At 69.7% G+C, this 25636-nt stretch carries 28 protein-coding genes; 10 read left to right on the forward strand and 18 right to left on the reverse strand.

The window, feature by feature from the left end:
- Nucleotides 1-19: 19 nt before the first annotated feature.
- Genes QMO76_RS16805 through QMO76_RS16830 form a run of 6 tightly spaced genes read right to left on the reverse strand, consistent with a single transcriptional unit; the run spans nt 20 to nt 6428 of the window.
- Nucleotides 20-1237 (reverse strand): cytochrome P450, encoded by a 1218-nt coding sequence (locus QMO76_RS16805; protein WP_306362235.1) that lies wholly within the window; start codon nt 1235-1237, stop codon nt 20-22.
- Nucleotides 1237-2637: an FAD-binding oxidoreductase gene (locus QMO76_RS16810; protein ID WP_306362236.1), complete on the reverse strand. Its 1401-nt coding sequence runs from the start codon at nt 2635-2637 to the stop codon at nt 1237-1239. Before QMO76_RS16810 ends, QMO76_RS16805 begins: the two co-directional genes overlap by 1 nt.
- Nucleotides 2638-2640: 3 nt before the next feature.
- Entirely contained in the window at nt 2641-3654 is a 1014-nt protein-coding gene (locus QMO76_RS16815) for an acyltransferase domain-containing protein (protein ID WP_306362237.1), read from the reverse strand.
- On the reverse strand, nt 3651-3893 hold the full coding sequence (locus tag QMO76_RS16820) for an acyl carrier protein (protein ID WP_306362238.1): 243 nt from the start codon (nt 3891-3893) through the stop codon (nt 3651-3653). Before QMO76_RS16820 ends, QMO76_RS16815 begins: the two co-directional genes overlap by 4 nt.
- Before the next feature lie 43 nt (nt 3894-3936).
- Nucleotides 3937-5139 (reverse strand): beta-ketoacyl synthase N-terminal-like domain-containing protein, encoded by a 1203-nt coding sequence (locus tag QMO76_RS16825; protein WP_306362239.1) that lies wholly within the window; start codon nt 5137-5139, stop codon nt 3937-3939.
- Entirely contained in the window at nt 5136-6428 is a 1293-nt protein-coding gene (locus tag QMO76_RS16830; protein ID WP_306362240.1) for a beta-ketoacyl synthase, read from the reverse strand. The genes QMO76_RS16825 and QMO76_RS16830 overlap by 4 nt, the downstream gene beginning before the upstream one ends.
- A 101-nt stretch (nt 6429-6529) precedes the next feature.
- Between QMO76_RS16830 and QMO76_RS16835 the strand changes: the two genes are divergently transcribed.
- Genes QMO76_RS16835 through QMO76_RS16845 form a run of 3 tightly spaced genes read left to right on the forward strand, consistent with a single transcriptional unit; the run spans nt 6530 to nt 8420 of the window.
- The gene (locus QMO76_RS16835) at nt 6530-7291 is read left to right on the forward strand and encodes an SDR family NAD(P)-dependent oxidoreductase (RefSeq protein ID WP_306362241.1); all 762 of its coding nucleotides are present in this window, start codon (nt 6530-6532) and stop codon (nt 7289-7291) included.
- A 23-nt stretch (nt 7292-7314) separates the two neighbouring features.
- Nucleotides 7315-7983 (forward strand): class I SAM-dependent methyltransferase, encoded by a 669-nt coding sequence (locus QMO76_RS16840; RefSeq protein WP_306362242.1) that lies wholly within the window; start codon nt 7315-7317, stop codon nt 7981-7983.
- Nucleotides 7984-7988: 5 nt separating this feature from the next.
- Nucleotides 7989-8420: a nuclear transport factor 2 family protein gene (locus QMO76_RS16845; RefSeq protein WP_306362243.1), complete on the forward strand. Its 432-nt coding sequence runs from the start codon at nt 7989-7991 to the stop codon at nt 8418-8420.
- Here the strand turns inward: QMO76_RS16845 and QMO76_RS16850 are convergent.
- Nucleotides 8374-9048: a TetR/AcrR family transcriptional regulator gene (locus tag QMO76_RS16850; RefSeq protein WP_372341990.1), complete on the reverse strand. Its 675-nt coding sequence runs from the start codon at nt 9046-9048 to the stop codon at nt 8374-8376. The two genes, QMO76_RS16845 and QMO76_RS16850, sit on opposite strands and share 47 nt — an antisense overlap.
- A gap of 118 nt (nt 9049-9166) precedes the next feature.
- Here QMO76_RS16850 and QMO76_RS16855 point away from each other — a divergent pair, with 118 nt between their 5' ends.
- The 3 genes from QMO76_RS16855 to QMO76_RS16865 all read left to right on the forward strand — a co-directional run bounded on the left by QMO76_RS16855 (nt 9167) and on the right by QMO76_RS16865 (nt 11724).
- Nucleotides 9167-10174, forward strand: coding sequence for a Rieske 2Fe-2S domain-containing protein (locus QMO76_RS16855; RefSeq protein WP_306362244.1), 1008 nt, complete (start codon nt 9167-9169; stop codon nt 10172-10174).
- On the forward strand, nt 10171-11253 hold the full coding sequence (locus QMO76_RS16860; protein ID WP_306362245.1) for a dihydrodipicolinate reductase: 1083 nt from the start codon (nt 10171-10173) through the stop codon (nt 11251-11253). The genes QMO76_RS16855 and QMO76_RS16860 overlap by 4 nt, the downstream gene beginning before the upstream one ends.
- A gap of 186 nt (nt 11254-11439) precedes the next feature.
- Nucleotides 11440-11724 (forward strand): hypothetical protein, encoded by a 285-nt coding sequence (locus QMO76_RS16865; RefSeq protein WP_306362246.1) that lies wholly within the window; start codon nt 11440-11442, stop codon nt 11722-11724.
- A gap of 191 nt (nt 11725-11915) precedes the next feature.
- Here the strand turns inward: QMO76_RS16865 and QMO76_RS16870 are convergent, their stop codons facing one another.
- The 8 genes from QMO76_RS16870 to QMO76_RS16905 all read right to left on the reverse strand — a co-directional run bounded on the left by QMO76_RS16870 (nt 11916) and on the right by QMO76_RS16905 (nt 18363).
- Nucleotides 11916-12368: a hypothetical protein gene (locus tag QMO76_RS16870; RefSeq protein WP_306362247.1), complete on the reverse strand. Its 453-nt coding sequence runs from the start codon at nt 12366-12368 to the stop codon at nt 11916-11918.
- 117 nt (nt 12369-12485) lie between these two features.
- Nucleotides 12486-12785: a hypothetical protein gene (locus tag QMO76_RS16875; protein WP_306362248.1), complete on the reverse strand. Its 300-nt coding sequence runs from the start codon at nt 12783-12785 to the stop codon at nt 12486-12488.
- Between the two features lie 74 nt (nt 12786-12859).
- Nucleotides 12860-13450: a maleylpyruvate isomerase family mycothiol-dependent enzyme gene (locus tag QMO76_RS16880; RefSeq protein WP_306362249.1), complete on the reverse strand. Its 591-nt coding sequence runs from the start codon at nt 13448-13450 to the stop codon at nt 12860-12862.
- 60 nt (nt 13451-13510) lie between these two features.
- Nucleotides 13511-14488, reverse strand: a complete 978-nt coding sequence (locus tag QMO76_RS16885) for an RNA polymerase subunit sigma-70 (RefSeq protein WP_306362250.1) — start codon at nt 14486-14488, stop codon at nt 13511-13513.
- 86 nt (nt 14489-14574) lie between these two features.
- Nucleotides 14575-14988: a MerR family transcriptional regulator gene (locus tag QMO76_RS16890; RefSeq protein ID WP_306362251.1), complete on the reverse strand. Its 414-nt coding sequence runs from the start codon at nt 14986-14988 to the stop codon at nt 14575-14577.
- Nucleotide 14989: 1 nt separating this feature from the next.
- A complete protein-coding gene (locus tag QMO76_RS16895) occupies nt 14990-16510 on the reverse strand; it encodes a SulP family inorganic anion transporter (RefSeq protein WP_306362252.1) in 1521 nt (506 codons plus the stop codon).
- A 260-nt stretch (nt 16511-16770) separates the two neighbouring features.
- Nucleotides 16771-17772: a BtrH N-terminal domain-containing protein gene (locus QMO76_RS16900; RefSeq protein WP_306362253.1), complete on the reverse strand. Its 1002-nt coding sequence runs from the start codon at nt 17770-17772 to the stop codon at nt 16771-16773.
- A gap of 207 nt (nt 17773-17979) precedes the next feature.
- The gene (locus tag QMO76_RS16905) at nt 17980-18363 is read right to left on the reverse strand and encodes a PLD nuclease N-terminal domain-containing protein (protein WP_306362254.1); all 384 of its coding nucleotides are present in this window, start codon (nt 18361-18363) and stop codon (nt 17980-17982) included.
- Nucleotides 18364-18627: 264 nt separating this feature from the next.
- Here QMO76_RS16905 and QMO76_RS16910 point away from each other — a divergent pair, with 264 nt between their 5' ends.
- Complete coding sequence (locus tag QMO76_RS16910; protein WP_306362255.1) at nt 18628-19740, forward strand: class I SAM-dependent methyltransferase; 1113 nt, start codon at nt 18628-18630, stop codon at nt 19738-19740.
- 288 nt (nt 19741-20028) lie between these two features.
- Here QMO76_RS16910 and QMO76_RS16915 read toward each other — a convergent pair whose 3' ends face one another.
- Together QMO76_RS16915 and QMO76_RS16920 are read right to left on the reverse strand one after the other, a co-directional pair.
- The gene (locus QMO76_RS16915; RefSeq protein ID WP_306362256.1) at nt 20029-20730 is read right to left on the reverse strand and encodes a hypothetical protein; all 702 of its coding nucleotides are present in this window, start codon (nt 20728-20730) and stop codon (nt 20029-20031) included.
- Nucleotides 20731-20801: 71 nt separating this feature from the next.
- Nucleotides 20802-21755 carry a hypothetical protein gene (locus QMO76_RS16920; protein WP_306362257.1) on the reverse strand — a complete coding sequence of 318 codons (954 nt, stop codon included), beginning with the start codon at nt 21753-21755 and terminating at the stop codon, nt 20802-20804.
- A 217-nt stretch (nt 21756-21972) separates the two neighbouring features.
- Between QMO76_RS16920 and QMO76_RS16925 the strand changes: the two genes are divergently transcribed.
- Nucleotides 21973-22800, forward strand: a complete 828-nt coding sequence (locus QMO76_RS16925; protein ID WP_306362258.1) for a CoA ester lyase — start codon at nt 21973-21975, stop codon at nt 22798-22800.
- Nucleotides 22801-23294: 494 nt separating this feature from the next.
- On the opposite strand, the gene QMO76_RS16930 is transcribed toward QMO76_RS16925, so the two are convergent.
- Complete coding sequence (locus tag QMO76_RS16930) at nt 23295-24188, reverse strand: DUF4437 domain-containing protein (protein WP_306362259.1); 894 nt, start codon at nt 24186-24188, stop codon at nt 23295-23297.
- Nucleotides 24189-24269: 81 nt separating this feature from the next.
- Between QMO76_RS16930 and QMO76_RS16935 the strand changes: the two genes are divergently transcribed.
- The gene (locus QMO76_RS16935) at nt 24270-24830 is read left to right on the forward strand and encodes a TetR/AcrR family transcriptional regulator C-terminal ligand-binding domain-containing protein (protein WP_306362260.1); all 561 of its coding nucleotides are present in this window, start codon (nt 24270-24272) and stop codon (nt 24828-24830) included.
- 52 nt (nt 24831-24882) lie between these two features.
- On the forward strand, nt 24883-25626 hold the full coding sequence (locus QMO76_RS16940; RefSeq protein ID WP_306362261.1) for an arylmalonate decarboxylase: 744 nt from the start codon (nt 24883-24885) through the stop codon (nt 25624-25626).
- The last annotated feature ends 10 nt before the right edge of the window (nt 25627-25636 follow it).

A 25636-nucleotide genomic window follows, 5' to 3' on the forward strand; every position in this document is an offset into this window, starting at 1 on the left:
CGGATACGCCTGTCGGAGGTCACCAGGTCAGGGGGAGGGCGTGCGGGCCGCGCACCTGCAGGCCCGACCGCCACCGCAGTTCGTGCCCGGGTACCGCCAGCCTCAGATCGGGGAAGGCCGAGACCAATTCCGTGAGTGCGACGGTGAGTTCCATCCGGGCCAGCTGCGCGCCGAGACAGTGGTGTGCGCCGTGCCCGAAGGTGAGGTGGCGGTTGCGTTCCCGGTCCAGGCGTACCGCCAGCGGGTCGGCGAAGACGTCCGGATCGGTATTGGCGGCGATGGTGGGCGCGATGACGACCTCACCGGCCGCGATGGTGACGGGGGCGGCGGTGTCGGCCCCCAGGGTGATCGGTGCGGCGGTGACCCGGGCGCGGAAGCCGCCCGCGCCGAGTGGGAGCACGCGCAGCAGTTCCTCGACCGCCGGGGCGATACGGGCCGGATCGGCGGCGAGCCACCGCCAGGCATCGGGCCGGGTCGCCAGGGTGTAGACGGAGTTGGTGAGTTGTGCCGACGTCGTCTCGAATCCGGCGACGAGCAGATCGGTGGCGAGCGCCACCACCTCGGCGCGGGTCAGGCGTCCGGCCCGCATGCCGGTGACCAGGGCGCCGATCAGGTCGTCGTGCGGTCGTCGGACACGCTCGCCCACGAGATGGTCGAAGTAGTCGCCGAGTTCGCGGGCCGCGGCCGCGACCTGTTCGGGTGTGGCCGCTGTGCTGGAGAGCATGGTCTGGCTCCATCGCCGGAATCGGTTCCGGTCCGCGGCGGGCACACCGAGCAGGTCGCCGATCACGATGGCGGAGAGCCGCTGGGCGAACTGTGCGACGAGTTCGGCACGACCGGCCGCCCGCAGCTCGGCGATGAGCGTGCGCGCGGCGCGCCGGGTGGCCGGCCGCAGCGCCTCGACTCGGCGTGCGGTGAACCAGGACGCCACCGCCCCGCGCAACCGGGTGTGCTCGGGTGCGTCCAGCGACATCAGCAGCCCCTCGCCGCCGGCGCGGGGCAGGATGCGCGGCGTCGCGGGATCGGTGGTGGCGGCGCGGCGACAGTCCGGCGAGGCGAAGACGGCGCGGATGTCGCGGTAGCGGGTGAGCAGCCAGGCACAGCCTTCGAACGGCAGCCGGACACGGGCGATCGGCGTACGGGAACGCAGGGTGGCGAACACCGTTTCGACGTGCAGCGCGTCCGGTTGGGCGACGGGGAAGTCGCATATCGGCGTCGCCCGCGCGGCGGCCGTCATCAGCACGCCGCCGCGCCGGTCGGGGTGGCGGGCAGGATGTTCGGATTGAGCCGGAAGAAGTTGTCGGGATCGTAGGCGGCCTTGATCTCCCGGAGCCGCCGGTACTTGGCCTGCCCATAGGAGTCGGCGGTGCGGTCGTCCTCGTCGGGATTCATGAAGTTGACGTAGCCGCCGGACAGGAAGCCCGCGATGGCGGCGTACCCCTCGCGCGCCCAGGCGACATTGGCCGTGTCCTGCGCGGGATCGTTCCAGGCCGCCGCGAAACTCAGCACGTACGGCAGGTCGCGGTTGTGGTAGGCGGTGGCGTCGGTGGGCACCCGGGCCACGGCGCCGCCGAGGTACAGCAACTCCAGCTGCGAGAACGGCGAGGTGATCCGGCTGCCGTGGTGCAGCACCTGGTCGATCAACGCGTCGGGCAGCGCGGCCGCGTATCCACTCTTGGTGCAGATGCGTTCGGGGACAACGGCTCCCGGAAACGCGTAGGCCTGGACGCCGCGATAGGGGAGGGTGGCCTTGGTGACGCCGTGGCAGGGCGCGAGCGCGATGATCTCGTCGATGGCGGCCTCGCCGTCGACCGGGTTGCCCACCCAGCAGGCCATCGAGCACAGCACCGGCGTGCCCCACAGCGGCTTCGGGATCTCGGGCAGTGGCGGCGCGAGTCGCAGATAGAACACCCAGGTGAGTTCCTCGGGGGCGGTGGGCATCCGGTCGCGCCAGGTGGTCAGGACGTGGCGGGCATCATCGAGGGCGAAGTAGCCGCAGAAGAATCGAATCGGTCCCACGCGGTGCAGGTCGAACTCGAATTCGGTGACGATGCCGAAGTTTCCGCCGCCGCCGCGCAGCCCCCAGAACAGGTCGGGGTGCTCGGTCGCGCTCGCGGTGACCCGTTCGCCGGTGGCCAGGACGACCTCCGCCGATCGCAGGCTGTCGATCGACAGCCCGTATTTGCGGCTCAGCCAGCCGAACCCGCCGCCGAGTACGAGACCGCCCAGCCCGGTGTGCGAGACCACGCCCGCCGGGGTGGCGAGCATATGCGCCTGGGTCGCGGTGTCGAAGGCGCCGAGCAGGCAGCCGCCCTGGGCGCGGGCCACCATGGCGTCCGGATCGACGGCCACCGCGGACAGTGATCGCAGGTCGATGACGAGGCCGTCGTCACAGGTGGAGTGACCGGCCATGGAGTGGCCGCCGCAACGCACCGCGACCGGCACCTCGGCGGCGCGCGCCCAGGTCACCGCGGCCTGCACGTCGGCGACGGAGGCGGCTCGCGCGACAGCCAGCGGATGGCGGTCGATCATGCCGTTCCAGACGCGACGCGCGCGGTCGTAGCCCGGATCGCAGGGCCGGACGACCGGACCGGTCAGGCGGTCCGTGAGGGAGTTCAGATCGGCTGTGGGTGGCATCGGTCATTCCTTCCGGCCGGAGGCGGCGGTCGTGATCGGGGTGCCGAGCCGGGCGAGCGCGGTGGCCAGGGCGGCGCGGTCGGCACCGGGTGGGAGTCGCCGGGGCGGCAGCAGCGCGATGCAGCGGCTGTCCCCGGCCGCGACCGGGGCGGTGCGCCGGGCCAGCGCCGACAGGGATTGCCCGGGACCGGTTTCGACGAGGGTGCACGGTCCGCCGGCGAGGACGGCGCGCAGCGCCGGTCCGAACAGCACCGGCCGGGCCGGTTGGGTCAGCCAGAATTCGGGGTCGGTGGCGTGGCCCGGGTCCAAGGGGCCGCCGAGGTATCCCGAGTACATGGGCAGGCGCGGGGCGCGCAGTCCGGCGGACAGCCGCGCGCCGGCCGGCCCCGTCGCGGCATCCGGTGCCCCGGCATTCATGAGCGGGCTGTGAAACGGTTGCAGCGCATGGACATCCGCGCAGGTGATGCCGTCCGTGCGCAGCCGTTGCCGGGCGGCGTGCAGCCCGTCGCTGCCTCCGCACACCAGTACCTGCCGGGGGCCGTTGACCGCCCCGATCACCACGTCGGGCAGCCCGGTGAGCCGTTCCCGCACCGATTCCGGATCGGCGGCCACGGCGAGCATGCCGCCCGCGGGGGCATGGCGATAGTGCCGCACGAAATCGGCCAACAGCGCGAGGGCGTCGGTGAAGTCGAGGACATCGGCGACGACCGCGGCCGCGATCTCACCCACGCTGTGCCCCAGCACGGCGTCCGGGCGGATGCCCGCGGCCATGACGGTGCGGGCGAGCGCGCAGTTCACCGCCAGCAGCAGCGGCTGCGCACGGGTGATGTCGTGGAACAGCGGCCCGGGATCGGGCCGCAGCCAGATCTTGCGCAGGGCGGGATCGTCGAGAACGGTGAACGCCGCGTCCATGGTGTCGGTGAACGTCTCGTCGGCGCCGTAGAGGTCGGCGGCCATGCGCGGATGCTGTGCGCCCTGGCCGGGGAACAGGAAGACGATGCGGGAGCGGGCGCTCATGCCGGGGCACCGTTGACCCATCGCATCAACTGTTCGGGAGTGGTCAGGTCCCACAGGGTCTCGTCGGGGATCACGATGCCGTGCGCGCGTTTGAGATGTGCGCAGGTTTCCATCAGGGCCAGCGAGTCGAAGCCGAGTTCGGTGAAGTCCGTGGTCGTGAAATCGCCGTCCAGGTTGATGGATTCGTCCTCGCCGGCGCTCGCGATCATGGCCGCGCGGAGTTGTTCGGTGGTCAGCATCGGTCTGCCTTTCTCGTGCGTTGCTTTCTCCTGCGTTGAACGCCTATTTCCGGAGCACCAGCGCCGAATGGAAGCCGCCCGCGCCGCGGGCGAGCACCAGCGCCGTGGTCAGCGGCGTATCCCGGGCCCGCCCGCACACCAGGTCGATGGGCAGGTCGGTGGACGGCACCTGCGGTGCGGGCGGAATCACGTTGTCGCGCAGGGCCAGCAGCGCGCACACCACATCCAGCGGTCCGGCTCCGGCCATCAGGCGGCCGGTGCCGCTCTTGGGTGCGGCGACGGGGACGCCATGTGGTCCGAAGATCTCCGCCAGCACGGCGGCCTCGGCCGTGTCCGCGGCCCGCGTGCCCGCCGCGTCGGCGAAGACCACGTCGACGTCACCCGGGCGCAGTCCGGCGTCGGCCAGCGCGGTGGTCACCACCCGGTGCAGGGGCCGGGTGTGCGAAGGATCGTCGCGGGGATCGAATCCGGACGCGTACCCGGCGATGCGGCCGTAGACGGTGCCGAGTTCGACGGTGTCGCCGGCTTCGAGCACGAGCATCGCACCCCCTTCGCCGGGCACGTAGCCGTCCGCGGCGGGGGAGAACGGACGATAGCCCGCGGCGGGTTCGCGTGCCGGGGACAGTGCGCCGGAGGCTTGGTGCGAGACCCAGCCCCAGGGATCGAAGGAGGATTCCATCCCACCCGCGATCGCCATCGAGCAGCGGCCGCGGCGGATGGTGCGGCGCGCGTGCCCGAGGGCGTCGAGCCCGCCGGACTGTTCGGCCACCAGCACCGCGCCCGGCCCGCGCAGCCGGTGGCGGATCGAGATCTGACCGGTGTTGACCGCGTAGAACCAGGCGAAACACTGGTAGACGCTGACACTTTCGCGGCCCTCGGTCCACAGCCGCCGCATCTCGCGATGGGAGAACTCGAAACCGCCGGTCGCATTGGAGGTGACCACCGCGCAGTCGAACGGGTCGCGATGGTCGAGGTCGATCTTGGCGTCGGCGAGCGCCCGTTCCGCGGCGACCAGGGCGAGCTGGGTGACCCGGTCGGTCTGTGTGATGAGCCGTCCCGGGAGATGGTCCCTGGCGACGAAATCCGGGATCACCCCGGCGAGCGCGCTGCGGTAGCGCCGATCGAAATCGTCGACGACACGGATGCCGGATTCCCCGAGGCAGGTTCGCCGCCAGTATTCGTCGACGGTGAGCCCGGTCGGGGCGAGGACGTCGACACCGGTCACGACGCAGTCGGTGCGGGTCATGCGGTCACCTTTCGCAGCACCATGGCACTCTGGAAGCCGCCGAAGCCGCTGCCCACGGTGAGCACGGTGTCGAGCTCGGCCTCGCGGGCGGTCAGCGGCACATAGTCCAGATCGCAGCGGGGGTCGGGTTCGTGCAGATTGGCGGTGGGCGGGATGAGCGAATCCCGCATGGCCAGCAGGCAGGCGGCGATCTCGATGGAGCCGATCGCGCCGAGGGAGTGCCCGACCATCGACTTGATCGAGCTGACCGGCACGCGGCGGGCGTGCTCGCCCAGACCGCGTTTGATCGCGGCGGTCTCGTGCATATCGTTCTGCTTGGTGCCCGAGCCGTGCGCGTTGACGTAGCCGATCGCCTCCGCCGGAACCCGCGCCTGCGCCAGCGCCTGGCCGATTGCCCGCGTCATCTCCTCGCCCTCGGCGGTCAGGCCGGTCATGTGATAGGCGTTGCAGGTGGAGGCGTATCCGGCGACCTCCCCGAGAATCGGCGCGCCGCGGCGCACCGCTCGCTCGAACTCCTCCAGCACCACCATGGCCGCGCCCTCGGCGATGGCGAAGCCGTTGCGGCGGCGGTCGAAGGGTTTCGCGGCGGTGGCGGGATCGTCGTTGTCCGGGGTCGTGGCGCGGATGGCGTCGAAGCACGCCACCGCGATCGGCGTGATCGGGGCGTCGGTGGCTCCCGCCAGCACGATGTCCGCCGAACCCTCCTCGATCAGGGTCGCGCCGTGCCCGACGGCATCGATACCGGAGGTGCATCCGGCCGAGACCACACTCACCGGCCCCTCCGCCGCGGCGACCCGCGCGACCTCCCGGGCGATGGAGCCGGGCGTGAAATAGTCGAACAGATGCGGTGACTGGTAGCTCTGATCGACGAACCACTCGGCCCCCTGGTCGGACAGCACCACGTACTCCTGCTCGATGCTGGTGGCCGAGCCGACCGCATTGCCGACCGTCACGCCGACTCGCCCGGGGTCGCGGTCCTCGCTCAGCCGGGCCTGGGCCAGCGCCCGCCGGGCGCAGATCACGGCCAGCATGGCGGCTCGATCCAGCCGCCGCGTCTCGCGGTGGCTCAACCCCATGGCCAGGGGGTCGAGATCGATCTCCCCGGCGACCTGGGAACGGAACTGGCTGGGATCGAAGGCGGTGATCCGGCGGATCGCCGTCCGCCCCGCGGTGATCATGGCCCAGAAGCCTTCGGTGTCCACCGATCCCGGTGCCAGTACTGACAGTCCGGTTACTACGACTCGTCGACGCACACGGCACAGCCTGCGGCGGGGATGTCCACATCGCATCGAAGTCCGGTCGCGGCCGAGCGCGAACCGGTCTCGAAGCGAGCTCGAAGCCCGACGAGAAGCGTGACCGCAGAATCCCAGTCGATGAGTTCGGAGGAATCATGGGCGGCGTGGCACTGGTCACCGGCGGCACCAGCGGTATCGGGTACGCGTGTGCGAAACAGTTGCACGACAGTGGTTTCCGAGTGGTGATCACCGGGCGTGACGAGGTCAAGCTGGACAAGACGCTCGCCGAACAACCCGCGTGGGCGGGGTATGTCAACGACGTCCGCGACCGCCACGCGGTGCGCGATCTCGTCACGACGGTGGCCGCCGCGCACGGGCCGATCGAGGTGCTGGTCAACAATGCCGGGCGCGGTGGCGGCGGGCCGATCGCCACCATCAGCGACGAGCTGTGGCTGGACGTGATCGAGACCGATCTCAACAGCGTGTTCTGGGTGACCCGGGCGGTGTTGAACGAATGCCCCACCATTCGCGGGGCGTCCGGCCGGATCATCAATATCGCCTCCACCGGCGGCAAGCAGGGGGTGCCGTACGGCACGCCCTATTCCGCCGCCAAGGCGGGCGTCATCGGGTTCACCAAGGCGCTGGCGAAGGAACTCGCCGCCACCGGGGCCACCGTCAACGCGGTGTGCCCCGGCTATGTCGAGACGCCGATGGCGGTGTCGATCCGGGAGTCCTATTCGAGTATGCAGGGCATCTCCGAATCGGAGGTGCTGGCGAACTTCGAGGCCAAGATCCCGTTGGGCCGCTACAGCACGCCCGAGGAGGTCGCGGGAATGGTCGGCTACCTGGCCGGCCCGGCCGCGGCATCGGTCACCGCGCAGGCGATCAATGTCTGCGGCGGACTCGGCAGCTACTGACACCCACGTCCCGAAAGCGAGCCATGAACACTGCGGCGACCACCGACCCCGGCCAGACCTTCTACCGGACCAATCGTCTCAACGGCTACGACCTGATCACGGTCAATGCCGCGAACCGGCTGCTCTGGCGTTGTCCGCCGGAGCATTTCGTCGAACTGTACAACCGGAACGTCTCGGGCCGGCACCTCGATATCGGCCCCGGGTCCGGGTACTACCTCGACCACTGCGAGTTCCCGGTCGCGCGTCCGGTGATCACGCTGCTCGATCTCAATCCCGACCCGCTGACCTTCGTCGCCGGGCGGATCGCGCGCTACGCGCCGGACACCGTGCGGGCCGACCTCCTCGGCGAACTGCCGCCGATACCCAACGCCCCCTTCGATTCCATCGCGATCAATTACGTGCTGCACTGTCTGCCCGAACCGCCCGCGGGCAAACAGGAGGTGTTCGCCCGGCTGAAGCCGCTGCTGACCGACACCGCGGTGGTGTTCGGCAGCACGGTGGTCACCGGCGGCGCTCCCACGACGCCGCTGTCGAAGGCGTTCAACACGCTCTATCAGCGGATGGGCGCCTTCCACAATCAGAACGACACCGTGGAGTCCCTGCACGGCGCGCTGGACCGGCACTTCATGAGCCATATCCTCGAAATACGGGGCAGCGTCGCCCTGTTCACCGCGCGGGGGCCGCGGCGATGACGGGTGTGACGACCGTGTCGGCCGAACTGCACGCCGAGATCAGCCTGTTCTACGCCCGCCATATGCGCGCCATGGACGAAGGGCGCGTGACGGAGTGGACCGCCGACTTCACCGAGGACGCCGAATTCCACACCAACGCACGCCCGACCGCGCAGATCGGGCGTGCCGAGATCGCCGCCGGAGCGGGTGTCGCGGCGCGGAAGTTGCTGGACGACAACGTCCTTCGGAGACACTGCCTGACCACGCTCGACATTCGGGCGGATGGCGACGGGATCGTCCGGGCGAGCAGCTACGCCATCATCGTCCGTACCCCGCCCGGTGGCCCGACCGCGATCGAGTTCCTGTGCACCTGCGATGACGAACTCGTGCGCGGCGACGGGCGGTGGCTCATCAGGCATCGTCGCGTCCGGCGGGACGATCTGGTCCATCCGGTGTGACCGGGGATACTCCGAGCTCGAGATAGGCGACGATGCCGCCGATGAGACCGTCGAGTGCGTCGTCGAGGTTGCCGTAGGTGCCGAGCGTGCGTTCGGAGGTGATGCCCCGCATGGCCGCCGGTAGGAGTGCCGCTACCTGCCGCACCTTGACCGCGTCGACGTGCAGGTCGGCGAAGGTGCGTTCACAGGCATGGTCCCACCGCGGCTTCCAGGACGCGAGTTCGGCGGCGGTGCGTGGATAGTCGCGTTCCAGTTCGGCATGGTCGCGGGGGAGGGCGGCGCGCAGCGTCTCGATCGCCAGCGATTCGGGGGTGCGCAGTCCCGCGGCCATGGTGTGGACCAGGTCCGACACCCGGTCACGCAGTGTGCCAACGGGGTTCGCGCGTGCGGGCAGATCGCCGCGCTTGTCGGCGGTGTGGCGCAGCACCGCCGCCCACAGGCCGTCGATATCGCCGAACTGGTATTTGATCACGCCCCAGGTCGCGCCGATATCGCGCGCGATCCGATTGCCGGAAACCGCGGCGGGATCGCCGGTGGCCAGTGAGGTGATGGCCGCCTCGAGCATGCTGTCGCGAGAGGCGATGCCGCGCCTGTTCGCCCGCCGTCCACCGATCGCCGCCTCCGTCACACAGCCGGATACTACCGATCGCGCTCGCGTCGAACCACTGTCATAGACGGCTCTTTCATTCTTTCACAGAGGGTTCTATGCTGATGGTCGCCGCGGGACCGGGCTTCGGAGGATCGAGATGGCGAAACCACCACTGCCGATGGAGCCGACGGGCTGGTTCCAAATCGCGTGGGCCGCCGAGATACCCGTCGGTGGCGTGCACAGGATGACGTACTTCGGCCGCGATATGGTTGCCTGGCGGGCGGTTTCGGGCCGGATCTCGGTTTTCGACGCCTACTGCGAACATCTCGGCGCACATCTGGGCTACGGCGGGCGCGTCGAGGGGGAGAACCTGGTCTGCCCGTTCCACGGCTGGCAGTGGGACCGGGACGGCCGCAATGTGTGCATACCGTACGAGAGCCATCCGAATCGCGGACGGCGCATCCGCTCCTACCCCGTCGTCGAACGCAACGAGGCGGTCTGGATCTGGTTCGACACCGCCGGACGAGCGCCGTACTTCGAGGTCCCGGATCTGTTCTCCGCCTTCGGCGACGACAAGACCGCCGCCGACTACTATCCGCCGTTCCCCGCCGCGACGCTGTACCGGCGAGGACTGGAGTTGCACCCGCAGTACGTCCTGGAGAACGGTGTCGACTTCGCGCATTTCGAGTTCGTGCACAAGACGCCGTTCGTCCCCGAGTTCACCCGCCACGACTTCTCGGGGCCGGTCTCCTACGTGGACTTCACCATCGCCTTCGACGCGCGCGTCACCGCCGACGCCGTGCGGAGCGGCGTCGAGTCCGTCAATGCCGGGCTGGGCTGCTCGATCACCAAGAGCTGGGGCATGGTCGACAACCGCACCATGCCCGCGGTGACCCCGGTCGACGACAGCACCTGCGATGTGCGCTTCACCGTGTGGATCGGCCGCAAACGCGGCGAGGACGGTCCCGACATCACCGAATACGGCAGGGCGATGGCGGGTTTCGTCATCGAGCAGTTCGAGGCCGATATCGAGATCTGGTCGCATCAGCGGTATTCGGACCCGCCGGCGCTGTCGCGCAGCGAATTCCGGGGATTCACCGCACTGCGGGAGTGGGCGGTGCAGTTCTATCCCGCCATCCCACGGCAGAAAGGCCCGTCAGCATGAGCACCGGCAGGATTCGGGTGTTCCAGGTCGCCACCGGCAACCTCGGCACCGAGATGATCGGACGCGTCCGCGAACACCCCGACCTCGAACTGGTCGGGCTGCACTGCTACACGCCGGAGAAGATCGGGCGCGACGTCGGTGAGATCGTCGGCATCGGACCGATCGGCGTGCGCGCCACCGGATCGGTCGAGGAGATCATCGCGGCCCGGCCCGATGTACTCACCTTCCACGGGGTGTTCCCCGACGAGGACCTGTACGAACGGGTGCTGGAGGCGGGCATCGACGTGGTGACCACCGCCGACTGGATCACCGGATTCCATCGGGACCGCAACCATCCGCACCCGTCGGGCCGGAAGGTCAGCGAGGTCATCCGGGCCGCGTGCGAGCGGGGGAACTCGACCTTCTACGGCACCGGCATGAATCCGGGCTTGTGCCAGATCCTCGGCATCGTGCACAGCGCCGACGTCGCCGACATCGAGAATGTCACCGTGACCGAATCGGTCGACGTCTCCTGCCACCACTCCGTGGACACCTGGCGGGCGGTCGGCTACGGGCGTCCCGTCGACGATCCGACCATCGCGGATTCGCTCTACAAGTACACCGCCGTGTTCGCCGACGCGGTGCACCTCATGGCCGACGCCTTCGACCTCGCACTGGACGAGGTGTCGTTCGACTACGAGCTCGGCGCGTGCACCGAGGACGTCGATCTGGGCTGGTACGCCCTGCCCGAGGGCTCGCTGGGCGCGAGCCGCATCAGGTACCGGGGCATGGTCGACGGCGTGTCGCGAGTGGAGACGCATCTCGAATGGCAGATGACCCCGCATACCGACCCCGCGTGGAATATCAAGGGCTGCTACATCACCCAGATCACCGGCGATCCGAATATCTACAGCAAGCACATGATCTTCCCGCGCAAGGGGTTGGACCTGTCCGATCCCGCGAACTTCGCCGCCATCGGCATGACCGTCACCGGATTGCCGGCGCTGAACGCCATCCGATCCGTGCACGCCGCACCGCCGGGGATCATCACCAGCGCCGACCTGCCCCTGCGCTCCTTCGCGGGCCGATTCAAACCCTGAGTCGTCCGCGCAGCCCCGGCGGTTGCCGCGTCTACGCTCCGCGATCGCGCGTGGTTCTTCGCGCGCTGGGACGGCGAGGGGGTGCCGTGGTGGACGCCTTACATCGCGCGGCGCGGCCGATCTCACCGCGCAGTGGATACCCCGACTCGCTGCGCCGTCCCGGCACGCGGCCTACGGTTGTCGAGTATGGCGAGCAAAGACATAGTGGTGACCGTGAGCGAGGGGGACTGGCTCACCTTGCGCGATGCCGCCGAGTGCGCGGGGATGAGTGTTCCGGCCTATATCCGCTGGGGTGTGCGCCTGCTGGCCTTACAGGCCGGTCCGGGCGGCTCCCCGCGACGCGATATCCCCGTGCGCCCCACGGCGAGTCACCGCACCCCCATCGCCCCCGACGAACCCGAGTCCACCGCGTGGACGGAGACGTTCGCCGAACGGCTGTCGCACCGCGCGGACACCTTCCACATCGACTGAACCCGGGGCCGGACCCCGGGCGTTCACGGGCCGCCGTGCGGCGGTAGGCACCCGGCGACGGCTGTGGCGGGTGAGCGCGGCCGACACGGTGATGACGGGGGTGCAGCGCACTGTCACCGGATGAAGCGCGCTGTCATGGCCCGTTGCTGCTGTCGGCGCGGTGCTCGCGCCCGCCACGCTCGCATCGCCGCCTAGCTGAAGTCGTAGTCCAGGGGGATGTGCCAGTTCTGGTCGATGACCTCGCGGATGGCGGCGGCGTCACGGTTCAGGTAGTGCGGTTTGGCGTCCAGTTCCTTGGATAGATTCGGCACGTCCAGGCCGCAGTCCTGGCCGATCAGCCCGTAGCGGTGGCCGACCGCCCAGACGCAGGCTCGCGCCCAGCGGACGGGCTTGCCCCGGCGGATGAGGTCGGGGGCCTGCCTGCCCAGACGTTCGACCAGCGTGAAGGACTCCAGTGCGTAATTGGTTCCGAGACAGTCGCCCGCGTAGCGCCAGGCTTGCGGTGCCGCCTCGATGACGACCCGGGCGGCGGGCCGGGACAGGCCCTCCACACCGGGGCGCGGTGGCATGCCGAGCTCCGGCAGCCAGAAGAACGCGGCCGCGATCGGATCGACCGGGCCATCGCGCCGCGACGAAATGCCCATGGGGCGAGACTAGCGCCGTTCACCGACACTCGGGTCGGAGCGGGCGAATCATCGGGCGGCGCAGGTGGAATCGACTGGAATCGACGCGGGTGGCCGCACCGATTCGGGTGTGTCGGGCTACTTGCCCGGATTCCAGTGCATCTCGCCGTCGTGGTAGTAGTAACCGCTCCGGTCGGGGTTCTGGACCCAGTGGTGTTCGTAGCCGTTCTCGCCGAGTTGGAGCACGTAGCCGTAGCCCCGTTCGTCGGTGTTCTCCGCGGTGGCCGTGCCGGTCGCCCATGCGGCGGGCACGGCCAGGAGACCGGCGGCGAGCAGGGCTACGCCGAGCGAGCGGGCCCCGACGCCGCGCGGGCGCGGCACCGGTGCGGAATCGGCCGGGGTGATCGGTGCGGGCGGGGTGGGATCGTTGGTCGTCACACTTACGAGTGTCCTCGCCCGTCGGATCGGGCACATCGGGAAAGTCCCCGAGTGGCACCCTGATCCGCATCCGGTCATCCCCGCGTGACGGGCCGGCGACCGGTGACGGTGAGGAGGATGTCCTTGGCGGGCATGTCGATCGGGCTTCCGGAGCCGATCGTGCAGTCGGCGTCGGTCGCCCGCAGCTGGACACCGGTGAGGTCGACACCGAAGTAGGCCAGCGCTTTCTGATCACCGTCCCCGAGGACCAGCGCGATGCGGTCCGCCGGGGCGGCGGGCAGGCCCAGCGGCTCGGTGATGTCGAGGCCGTGGATGACGTCGTGGCCCAGCGCGGCGGCAGGGTCGCCACCCGGCGGCCGCCACGGGTGGTTCACATTGTCGCGCAGGCAGGTGAGGAGGTCGGCGTCGCTCAGACGTCGGGTGTCGGCGTGCGCCGCGCGGTCGGCGTAGCGGTTGAACGAGAAGCGCGCCGCGGCCAAGCCGATGGCGAACCGAAGTATCGAGATGCGGTAGGGCATGGTCATATGGGCGACGACCTCGCGGACCCGCCAGCCCGCGCAGAGCGAGGGCGCGGCCCACTGGTCGGGAGTGAGGGTGCCCAGCAGTTCGGCGAGGCGTTCCCGCTCGGCGGTGGTGTGGGCGCGCAGGTCGATGGTGTCGTTCACGGGCTCTCCGTAGCGTCGTAGCGATGGGGTCACTACTGCTACGACGCGCGTGGCCGGAATTCATCGGTTGTCGCGGGAATCGAGTGTCTCGGGCAGTCCGAACCGTGCGAATCGCGCGTGCGTACCCAGGAAGGTGAGCAGGCGCGCGATGCGACCGCCGCGCTGCTCGACCGCGAGCAAGGCGAACGGGCGCAGGATGCCGTGCTCGTCCGGGCGGTACTGCCCGAATCCGGCCGATCCGCTGATCCGGACGGGCACCAGCCGATCCCGCGCGCAGTCGTCGGCCGCGGCGAAGATCCGGAGTTGGGCGGCGCGCCCGTCGATGCGCCAGGGGAAGGGCGGCATGCTCGATTCGGCGTCCTCGCACAGCAGCGCGGCCAAGGCGTCGACATCGTGCGCCTCGAAGGCGATCACGTACCGCCGCAACAGCTCTCGATCCCGCTCGGTATCGAGGTCGAGTGCGTCCAGGCGACCCGTGCGTACCGTGTCGAGCGTCGCGCGGGCCCGTTGCAGGGCGCTGTTCACCGCCGCCGCGCTGACGCCGAGCATCCCGGCCGTCTCGGCCGCCGAGAACGCCAGTACGTCCCGCAAGACCAGGACGGCCCGCTGTCGCGGCGGCAGATGCTGCAATGCGGCCACGAACGCCAACCGCACCGACTCCCGGTGCACGACCACCTCGGCCGGATCGGTCGCGTCGATGAGTTCGGCGTCGGGCATCGGCTCGATCCACCGGTCGGCGGGCAGCACCGATCCGGCGTCGAATCCCTCGGGAACCGGCCCCTCCCAGACGAGCATGCGCCGTCGCGCCGCCCGCAGCATGTCCAGGCACACATTGGTGGCGATGGCGTGCACCCACGTGGACAGCCTCCCCTTGCCGGGGTCATAGCTGCCGCGCCGCGCATAGGCGCGGATCAGTGTCTCCTGCACCGCGTCGTCGGTGTCGGCGGCGGAGCCGAGCAGGCGATAGCAGTAACCGGTCAGCGGAATCCGCAGCGCCTCCAGGGTGCGGGGGTCCAACTCTTCGGTATCGACGGCCACGGCCCCATGCTCGCAGTCGGCGCGCGCGTGGGCCACCACCGGCCGGTTGGCGGTGTCGGCCCGCACGCTGCAGCGAGAGGTACCCGCTAGGCCGTGGGTGCGGAGTAGCGGGCCGCGCTGCGATCCGACAGCAGTGCGGCGAACTCCTCGGCGTAGGCGAGTTGGCGGCGCAGTGTCGCGCAGCTCGTCTCGGCCTTGTCGTGACAGTCGCGCAGGACCTCCGCCGCTCGATGGTGCTCGTCGGGTGAGGCGGCGGTGTCGTCGAGGACAGCGAGGGAGTCCAGCAGGTCCTTCATCTCCGCCAGGGTGAAGCCCAGCGGCTTCATGCGGCGGATCACCATGAGGCGGCGCACGTCGGCGTCGGTGTAGAGGCGGAAGCCGCCCGTCGACCGCGCCGACGGTGTGACCAGGCCAACGTCGTCGTAGTGGCGGATCGTCTTGATCGACAACTCGGTTCGCTCGGCGACCTGACCGATTTGCAGGGTGGCGCGGTCGGGCATGTCAGTGGGCTCCGGTGAGGTGGCCGCTGAGGCGTTCGTGGCGTTGTTCGGAGGCGGGGTTGAGCCCGATGATCTCGGCGTTCTTGCCTTTGGCGGCGTATTTGGTGGTGATGGCGTCGAGGGTGGCGACGGTGGAGGCGTCCCAGATGTGGGCGTCGGACATGTCGATGACGACGTTGTGCGGGTCGCCGGTGTAGTCGAATTGGTAGACGAGGTCGTTGCTGGAGGCGAAGAACAGTTCGCCGCGGACTTTGTAGACGCGGGTGTCGATGTCGCCGTCGTGGTCGGTGTCGGCTTCGTGGACCTTGGTCACCTCGGTGAAGTGGGCGACGCGGTGGGCGAAGGCGACCATGGCGGTGAGCACGCCCGCGATGACGCCGTAGGCCAGATTGTGGGTGAACACGGTGACCGCGACGGTGACGGCCATGACGGTGGTCTCGGCGATGGGCATGCGGCGCAGGGTCTTGGGTGCGATGGAATGCCAGTCCATGGTGCCGACCGAGACCATGATCATGACCGCGACCAGGGCGGCCATGGGGATCAGCGCGACCACATCGCCGAGGCCCACGACGAGGATGAGCAGGAAGATGCCGGCGAGGAAGGTGGAGATGCGGGTGCGGGCGCCGGAGACCTTCACGTTGATCATGGTCTGGCCGATCATGGCGCAGCCGCCCATGCCGCCGAAGAATCCGGTGACGACGTTGGCGATGCCCTGACCCCAGCCTTCGCGGGTCTTGTCGGAGTGGGTGTCGGTGATGTCGTCGACGAGTTTGGCGGTCATCAACGATTCGAGCAGGCCGACCAGGGCCATGGCCAGGGCGTAGGGGGCGATGATCTGGAGGGTGTCCAGGTTCAGCGGCACGTTCGGGATCAACAGCGACGGCAGGCTCGACGGCAGCTCACCCTCGTCGCCGACGTCGGGCACGTTCAGCGCGAACACGATGGTGGCCGCGGTGAGCGCGACGATGGCGACCAGGGGGGCCGGGACGACGGTGGTGAGCTTGGGCAGGAACACCATGATCAGCAGGCCGAGGGCGACCATGGGATAGACCAGCCACGGCACCCCGAGCAGATGCGGAATCTGGGCCATGAAGATGAGGATGGCCAGGGCGTTGACGAAGCCGACCATGACGCTGCGCGGGATGAATCGCATCAGCTTGGCCACGCCGAGCACACTCAGCACCACCTGGAGCACGCCCGCCAGGATCACCGTGGCAATGAGGTAGTCGAGTCCGTGATCGGCCACCACCGGGGCGATGACCAGGGCGATCGCGCCGGTCGCCGCCGAGATCATGGCCCGGCGGCCGCCGACGATGGCGATGGTGACGGCCATGGTGAAGGACGCGAACAGCCCCACGCGCGGGTCGACGCCCGCGATGATGGAGAAGGAGATCGCCTCCGGGATGAGCGCCAGCGCCACGACCAGACCGGCCAGCACCTCGGTGCGCAATCGGGTGGGATTGCGCAGCGCGTGAAGTACCGACCCTTCGGTATCACGTGTGGTGGGCGCGGCTGTCGCCATCGGCGGCTCCAATCATCACTGCGCACACGTCACCGGGCCGCGGAGACGTGTGGGCATGAACAGAAATTCACGGGATGCGAGCGACCGACGATGCGGGGGGATACTGCTGGAGTTCACCGGCCACGGTGCCGGGTGAGGTATTCAGCTAACGCTCAGCGATGGGAACTCTACCCTCCGGGGCGGGTAGAGTCGCAAACTCGGCGGGGTGGAGGTGGCCGAGATCTCATTTCTTCCGCGAAGTAATCGACTGCCGTGGTGGGTCAGCGCGAGGCCGCGTCGCCGAGGCGGCTCAGGGTCCGCATGGCCTCGTGCTCGATGCGTGCGATATCGCCGAGGGTGGTGCCCGCCTGGGTGAGATGCCGTTCCTCGCCCGTTGTTCCGGCCCGCGCGATGAGCGCGGCGACCTCGGTCCACCGGGCAGCCGCCTGCGCGTACAAGCGGTGGCCGGTGCGCAGCGCGGTGTCATCCCGCAACCACAGGGCTTCGGCGAGGAAATCGCGGTAGAGATTGCGGAACAGCGCGCCGCCGGTACCGGCCCGCTCCATCAGCAGCGCGGCCTGCGGCAGGTCGTGCCGGGGGTCGTCGGTACGTCGGAGCCAGGTGGGCACCAGCTTCGCGGCCTTCTCGATACCCCGGTACCCGAGGTTGGCGATGGGCGGGGTGAGAAAGGCGTCGGCGCAGGCGGTGATGGCGGGGACGATCCGGTCTCGCGGGTCGGGCGGGGGAAAGGGCACCGTGAGGGTGAAGGACCGGTTTCTGGCCGTCATCGGCCCGCGGGCGGCGCGGGCAGCGGCGAGGCTGGCCAGGCTGGTGGACACCGCGCCGCCCTGCTGGTCGGTGTCCACCAGGAGGGCGGCGTGGTCGTCGTAGCCGTACATCGCGACCATATGGCCGCCGAAATGCACCTTCGACCCGAAATAGTCCAGGTGGTAGCTGTCCAGCTGGAGCCCCACCGGCTGCCCCTCGTCGATGGCGAAAACCACGTTCTGCCAAGCCTTTCGCGGCGAGGCGGTCTCCTGCACCCGCAACTCCAGCTCCAGCGCGGCGGCCAGATTCCGGGTGAGTTCGAACGGTTTGACCCGTCCGCCCAGGAACGGAAAGCCCACGGCCCTGCTGTCCCAGTAGACGAAGGACAGCCCGGAACCGAGCCCGAAGAGCATGGCCTCGGACAGCTCCAGGCCCTGATGCCGCAGCAGCACCCCCAGCGCCGTCGTCTCACAATGCTTCATGCCGCGCGCATCGACGTCGAGAACCGTGCTCATCCGTAGCCTTCCTGACGGGAACCGCATGCCGTGACGTCATGCTGGACCCTCCCGCGACGGGAGAGTCCAGTCCCCCCGCACGGCGGTGGCCCGCTGCCGGAATCGGCGGGCCACCCGGCTGTGCACTGCTACCAGTACCAGTTCCGCACGACGATCAGCCCGTCTGCCCGCCCGGTATGGCAATCGGTTGGCTATCTCATCGTGAGGTCAGTCCACCTGTTCGCCCCGTCGGTGGCGGAGCTCGAGGTCACGTTGGCGGGCCTCCTCCTGGCGTTTGGCCTCGGCTCGCTGCTGTTCGGCGCGGGCCCGGAGGGCGCGGAGGAATGCCTCGTCGTCGTCGGGGTTGGTGTGGACGTAGCGGCCGGGGCGGTCGTATTCGGGGTAGGCGGTGGTCGAGCGGGGGCGCGGGGGCTCGTAGGGTCGGCCGAGGATCAGCCAGAGCAGGGCTCCGACGGTGGGGACGAGGAGGATGACGAGGAGCCAGCCGCCCTTGGGCAGGTGGCGGATGCCGGACTCGGGGGCGGTGATCACGTCGATCAGGCAGTAGACCCACAGGGCCAGGGTGATGAGTCCGACGATCAGGTAGGGCATGGCGTTCTCCTCGAACACGTTCGGGGTGCTCGACCGGTTCGGTGGTGGTACGTCGCGAATCCCCCAAGGATCTTTCGACGGTGGATAGTACCTCGAGTCGGCCATAGGCAACTACTTGGCAAATTATTGATATGTCGGCTGCTTGACCTTCGGTCGGTCGGCGGCCCGACAGACACACGACCGGAGTGGGAGCAGACTCGGCCGCGCAATGTCCAACAGGGTGCGTGGTGATCGTGCCGCCAGTCCGGATCTCGAGGAGTATTGATGACGCAGGGTTCGACCACTGTGGAGGAAGTGCCGCGCGGGGCGGCCGACCCGCGGGAGGTGTTCGGGGAGAGGCTGATCGAGGATGCGACCCGGGCGCTGGAGCTGATGAGCGTGCAGCTCGGGCTGGCGCTGGGGTTGTACCGTGCGCTGGCCGAGCATTCGGCCACCGCGGCGGAATTGGCCGAGCGAGCCGGCATTGCCGAGAGATACGCGCGCGAATGGCTGGAACAGCAGGCCACCGCCGGATACCTGCACTGCGCGAATCCGCGCGATGCGGCACAGGCGCGCCGCTTCGCATTGCCCGCCGCGCACGCGGAAGTGCTGCTGGCGCACGAGAGCCCGTACTTCGTGGCGCCGACCGCGCCGATGATCGCCGGTGTGGCCCGGGTGCTGGACGAGCTGGCCGCCGCCTACCGTACCGGCGGCGGGGTGCCGTTCTCCGCCTACGGGACCGAAATCCGCCATGGCATCAGGGATCTCAACGGCCCCCTGTTCCATCACGAACTCGCCGACTGGCTCACCGCGGTCCCGGACGTGGACGCGCGCCTGCGTACCGAGCCCGGCACGCGGATTCTGGACCTCGGCTGCGGCTGCGGACGCTCCACCACCGCCCTGGCGACCACCTACCCGCACGCGAGCGTGCACGGGGTGGACCTGGACGCCGCCTCGATCGAGGAGGCGCGTGCCGCGGCCGATCGAGCGGGACTGGCCGATCGGGTGCGCTACAGCGCCGCCGACGCCGCCGGACTCACCGAAACCGGTGCGTACCAACTGATCACGATCTTCGAAGCCCTGCACGACATGGGTGATCCGGTGGGCACCCTGCGCGCCGCGCGCCGTGCCCTCACGGCCGACGGCGCGGTCCTCATCGGTGACGACCGGGTCGAGGACGAGCTGACCACCCCCGGCCCCCTGCTGGAACGCTTCCAGTTCGGTTGCAGCGTGCTGCACTGCCTGCCCGCCACCATGGCCGAGAATCCGGTGGAGGCCAATGGCACCATGCTCCGCACGTCGACCCTGCTGCGCTGGGCACGGGAGGCCGGATTCACCGAGGCCCGCGTGCTGCCCATCGAGAACGCCTTCTGGCGGTTCTTCCTGCTGCGGCCCTAGACGCACGCGGGGGCGACCGCTCGGGCGCTCGCTTTCCCGGACGCGGGGTCGCGCGATACCGGCGAGAATCGTGTGCGCGACCAGGTCCGGATCATCGGACATGGGAACATGCCCGCAGCCGGGCATCCGTAACCAGCGGGTGTGGGCGGGCAGCTGATCCCGGTGCTGGCCGACGTCCCGAGGCAGCATGCGGTCGCGGGTGCCGAGGGCGACCGTGACGGGCGCGGCGATGCGCTGCCCGCCCGCGAACCGCGGCCCCCGGTCCGGTGCACCGGACCGGCGGCCGGATCAGGACGGCGGCACCGTGCCGAGCAGGATGTTCTTCAGATGTTCGGGGGCGATCAGGGTGCAGTAGTGCTGCCCCTTGAAGGCGTCGGGGATGCCGGGCGTATCCAGGGGCACGTGCAGTGCTTTCGAGGGCAGGTGCAGTTTCCCGTCGGAATCGACCGTGGCCGTGGGGAAGTCGGCCAGCCACTCCTGACCGGTGGCCGCCGGGGTGTCGGGGTCGATGTCCACCTGGTACGGGCGGAAGACCAGTGCGGCACGTTCCTCGCGGGTCAGGTCGCGGGCCACCCGCCACAGCGTTCTCCGGTTGGTCTCGCCGCAGGTGCCGTCCCCGCCGGCGGTCCGGTCGCCGTACTCCTGATTGATGTGATCGGCCGACTTCCCCTTGCAGCGCACCTGGCGCGGTGAGCCGGTGTCGTCGTAGGTGGTGTAGCTGGTGACGGTGAGCGGGCGCACCTGGGGTTTGGAGGCGGCGAAGGCGGCCGGGTCGGTATACGGCACCTCGGCGAAACTCCCACCTGCCCGGTGGAATCGGACCAGGCGCAGCGAAGCCGTGCCGACCTGGGCGCGCTGGCACAGCGTCAGCGAGGACAGACCCTGTTCCTCCACGGGTTCGGCGGCGGCCGGTGCGGCGAACCCGCCGAGCAGTGTGGTGGTGAGGGCCGCGGTGACGAGGCCGGAGGCGAGCGGGAATCGAATACGCATGGGAGGGAGTGCTTTCGACGTGGGACGGGGGAGGGCCGACCGCGCGATGCGGTCGACGGCCGGTGCGGAGGTCAGTGGCCGGTGAGGATCTGCGCCGTGGGCGCGGCGGGCACCGTGCCGTGCGGTGCGGCGGGGTAGTAGTCGGGTGTGCGCGCACCGGTGACGAAATCGCCCATCCAGCCGAGGGCGAGGGTGCGCAGCGTGGCGGAGTTGACCGATTCCGAGATGCCGCACAGCATTTCGCCCATCGCATCGGAGCTGGTGCCCTCGGCGTCGGTGTGCACCCCCGACGGCAGCAGCACGCCGAGGAAGGGGCGATGCAACCGGGTCCGCACCGCCAGGGTGCCGATACCGAAGCTGTTGCAGGGTGACGGCGGGGCCGAAATCGTCAGTGTCGGCAGGTCGGTGCCGGTGATGCCGTCGAGGGCGCGGTCGATGTTGTTGCCGATGAACGAGCGCACGGGGTCGAGCAGGATCACTCCGCGCAGCGTGTTCCACGTCTCCAGGTGATGGGTGCGCAGCCGCTCGGCGACGTAGGCGACGGCCTCGGCCCCCGCCGAATGCCCGACGAACACCAGCCGTTCGGGTATGGCGGGAACGGCCCGGCCCGCGCGGTGCGCGGCGTCGGTGAGGCTGGTCGACAGTGCGCCGCCCGGGGCCGAGGCGGTGCCGAACAGGGCCGCCACATCGTGCAGGAAAGCGGTGTTGTCGCCGATGTTCTGCAGGGTGCAGCCCCACAGGTTCATGAACGGCATGCTCGGCGCGAAGACCAGGTACCCGGCCTCGGCGAAGGTCGCGGCGAGCGTGCCCACATGTCCGCTGGAGCGGGCGAAGCCGTGCTGCACCCACACCAGTGCCCGGGGCTGCCCGGCGGGCAGGTACCAGTCCGCGCCCTGCTCGAGAACCGTGGCCGCGCAGGGGATGTCGACGCTTCCGGGTAGGCGGTCGACGGCCTGGGCATCGGGTGCGGCCAGCAGTGCGGCGAGAACGGCGATGGTGGCCAGACCTGGGCCTCTGAGATGCATGGCTACTCCCACAACGGGCGCCTGTTTCCTCTAGTGGAATGGCGTTTCTTCTTTGGCTGACCATTAAGGGCGATGGCGGCGCTGGTGTCAAGCGGTCGGTGTGAGCCTATTGAGGCTGGACAGCGGGGGCGGTGACCACTATGTTTCGATATGGGAAACTGTGTTTCACTATTTCACGGTGTGCCGGTGGGTTGCCGTGACGAGTGTGGGGGAGTGGATGCGATCAGTGCTGTACGTGCCGGGCAATCGGCCGGAACTGTTCGACAAGGCGGTGTCCGGCCCGGCGGACGTGGTCCTGCTGGATCTGGAGGATGCGGTGCCCGTGCGCGACAAGGACGGTGCGCGGGCGGAGGTGGCCGCCTGGTTGCGCGCTGCCGCCCCGTCGGCGCGGCGGGTGTGGGTGCGCGTCAATCCCGGTGAACAGGGAATCGAGGACATCCGAGCGGTCGCCCCCGCCGGAGTCGAGTCCATCTGCCTGGCGAAAGCCGAGTCCGCGCAGCAGATTCGGGCGGTGGGTGAGCTGCTGGCGGCGGTGGAACCGGCGACGCGACCCATTCGCCTCTGCCCGCTGCTGGAGAGCGCCGCCGCCGTCTGCGCGGCGCGCGAGATCGCCGCCGCGCCGCGGGTGCTGCACCTGATGGTCGGGGAGGCGGACCTGTGTGCGGAACTGGGCATCACCCCCGGGCGCGACGGCTACGAGATGGTCGCCCTGCGCACCGGGATCGTGCTGGCCAGCGCCGCCGCGGGCATCGCGCCCCCGCCCGCGCCGACCAGCACCGACTTCCGCGACCTCGACGGTCTGCGCGCATCGACCGAAGCGCTACGCCGCTTGGGTTTTCGCGGCCGCACCTGTATCCACCCCGCCCAGGTCCCCGTCGTCAACGAGGTGTTCACCCCCGGCCCCGCCGAGCTGGACGCGGCCCGCGGGCTGGTGCGCCGCTTCGAGGCCGCCGCCGGTGGAATCGTCCTCGATGACGCGGGCCGCATGGTGGACCGCGCCGTCGTCCGCCGCGCCCGCGCGCAGCTCGACAACGCGCCCGAATAGCAGACGCGCGCACGGTGTCGCAGTGTTCGGGTGCGCGCCGTGGTGGGGTGACTGTCGTGCGCGGTTGATTCGCCTGTGCCAGGAAGATGCGCCGTGCCGGGACCGCCGTCGCGTCGTGCCGGTTGCCGTGCCGACACTGCCTTCGTGCCGTAGCGGTTGCCGTGCCGGGATTGCCGTGGTGCCGGTTTCTGTGCCGGGATTGTCTTCGTGATGTAGCGGTTTCTGTGCCGGGATTGTCGTCGTGCCGTAGCGGTTGCCGTGCCGGGACCGCCGTCGCGGTGGGGTGGCTGTCGCGCAGGGTGGTGCCGTGCCGAGGTGGCTGTCGCGCCGTGGCGGCCGCTGTGCTGGAGCGGCGTCGCCGGGATGGCCGCCGAACCGGCTTGTGCCGGGTACGGGGTGACCCTGTCATGCACCCCGTACCCGGTAACCCTCGCGCGCCGGGCCGCATCGGGAGTCGATGGGGCCGCGACGGACTCGGGTCGTCGTGGCCGCCGCTACTGGTAGCTCGGATCGGCCCAGGCTCCGATGGAGCGGGAGCGGACCGGTTCGATGTAGCGCGGGGCGAGGCTGTGCGGGTACTCCTCGCCCCAGTTGGTGGCGTCGCCGGACATGGTCACCCGGGCGTTGTCGGTGTACCAGTCGACGAGATCGGCGTCCGAGCGCACGATCCAGGTGCAGCCCTGCTCGGCGTCGGCGGTGAAGTCGCCGTGGCGGATGAGCGCGGGTCGCCAGAAGTACGTGCCGGGCCACATCTTTCCGAAGTTGTAGTCGAAGCCGCCGTCGAGGCAGTACGCCTCCTCCGAGCACGGGTGGTGGGCCAGGGGCTCCTCGCGCCAGCCGGGCTTGGCCTTGATCAGGCGGGTGTAGGAGCCGGTCTTCTCATCCCGGTGCAGCAGTTTGATGTACAGGCCCGGCACCGGGGTGCCGCCGAGGTCGAAGCGCATCGGACTGCCGTCCTTGACGTCGATCCACGGCATCTCGGCCGAATCGAGCACCACGAGTTTCTGGTCGGGCCGCACGAAGTCGCGGTCGGCGTCGGCGAGGTCGAAGCGCCAGTCGCCCTGCTCGCGGAACAGCAGGATCTCGGTGCCCGCGGTGACGGAGATCGGTGGCGTCCGGACGCCGATGGGGGCCATCCAGTACCCCTCCGGGCCGAGCACGGTATCCCCGATGGTCACCTCGCCCGACAGCACGTACCACTCCGTCTCGGCGTGGTGCACCCCGGCGGGCCGGGACCAGTCGCTGGTGAAAGTGACCTCCAGGGAGGCGGATCCGTCCTCCTCGTCGTAGCTGAGGTTGCGCTGTACGGCGCTGCCGGTGGCGTGCTCGAACTCGGCCATGTGGGTGATCAGGTCGCGTTTGTCGACGAGTTCTACATGTGGACGCATCGGTCCTCCTCGGGGAGCGGTATTTCCGATACGAAATGTACTGCTTATGAATAACCAAAACAAGGTGTATCGTAAATTCTCGTGACTCGACCCGGACGTCCCGCGGGCCCCGCCGCCGATACCGAAGCCGTCGTACTGACCGCGGCGCTGGACCTGCTGCTCACCGAGGGGGCCGTCGCGCTCACCCCGCAGCGCCTGCACGCGGTGACCGGCGTCGCCCGCACCACCATCTACCGGCACTGGCCGACGCCGCGCGAGGTCCTCGCCGCGCTCATCGCCGTCGCCCCGCACGAACCGCTCACGCCCAGCGGCGATCTCGTCGCCGATCTGCACACCGAGGTGGACCTGCTGTGTGATCGCCTGCGCGACAAGCCGGTCGCCGCATTCCTGCGCGCGCTGGTGACCGCGTCGTCGGCCGATCCGTCGTGCACCGAGCTGCGCCACCGCTATGTGGCCGATCTGCTCGAGCCGTTCCGGGCGGCGCTGCGCGCGCTCGGATTCGGCGACGAGGCCGCGGTCGAGGAGGCGGCCTCGGCGATCGTCGCGCCGCTGCTGGTGGACGCGCTGCTGCTGGACCGTCCGGTGGACCGGGAGCGCGCCCACCGCGCCGCCGCCGACGTACTGGCCCGCGTGACCACCTGAGTCGAACCCGTTTCCAGCCTTACAGCCCGTTTCAGCCTTACAGGGGAGCATCATGACCAATGCCGTCGGCACCCGCGCCGTCTTCGGTGTCGTCGTACCGAGTACGAATACCGTTGTCGAGCACGACTACTGGCGGGCCGGGCTACCGGGCATCGCCTTCCGCGCCGGATCCATGTACATCCCGAATCCGGTGATGGGCGACGACGCCGACTTCCAGGCGCTGCTGGTGCAGATCCGCGCCGCCATCGACACCGCCGTGCGCGACGTGCTCACCGCCGAACCCGAACGCATGGTCATGGGCATGTCCGCGGAGACGTTCTGGGGCGGCGTGGCCGGGAACGCGGCCTTCGAACAGCGGCTGCGCGAGCGCACCGGCCTGCCGGTCACCACGGGGGCGAGTTCGTGCCGGGCGGCCCTGCGGGAGTTGGGCTGTCGCCGCATCGCGGTGTTCTCGCCGTATCAGCCCATCGCCGACCGCGAGGTGGGGCGGTTCTTCACCGAGGCGGGGTTCGATGTCGCCGCCGTCACCGGGCTGCGCTGCCCGAGCGCCATGGATATCGCGCGCGTCGGCGACGACCGGCTGCGTGCGGTCGTCGCGGCACTGGACGGCCCGGATGTGGAGGCGATCGTCCAGGTCGGCACGAATCTGTCGTTCGTCGCCCTGGCCGACCGGCTGGAAGCGGAACTGGGCAAGCCCGTGATCGCCATCAATGCCGCCACGCTGTGGCACGCCCTGCGCGACCACGGTTTCGACGATCGCATCGAGGGCGCGGGGACACTCCTGCGTGAATACTGACCCCTACCCG

It is taken from the genome of Nocardia sp. CC227C (assembly GCF_030767025.1).
In the GTDB taxonomy this organism is placed as follows: Bacteria; Actinomycetota; Actinomycetes; order Mycobacteriales; family Mycobacteriaceae; genus Nocardia.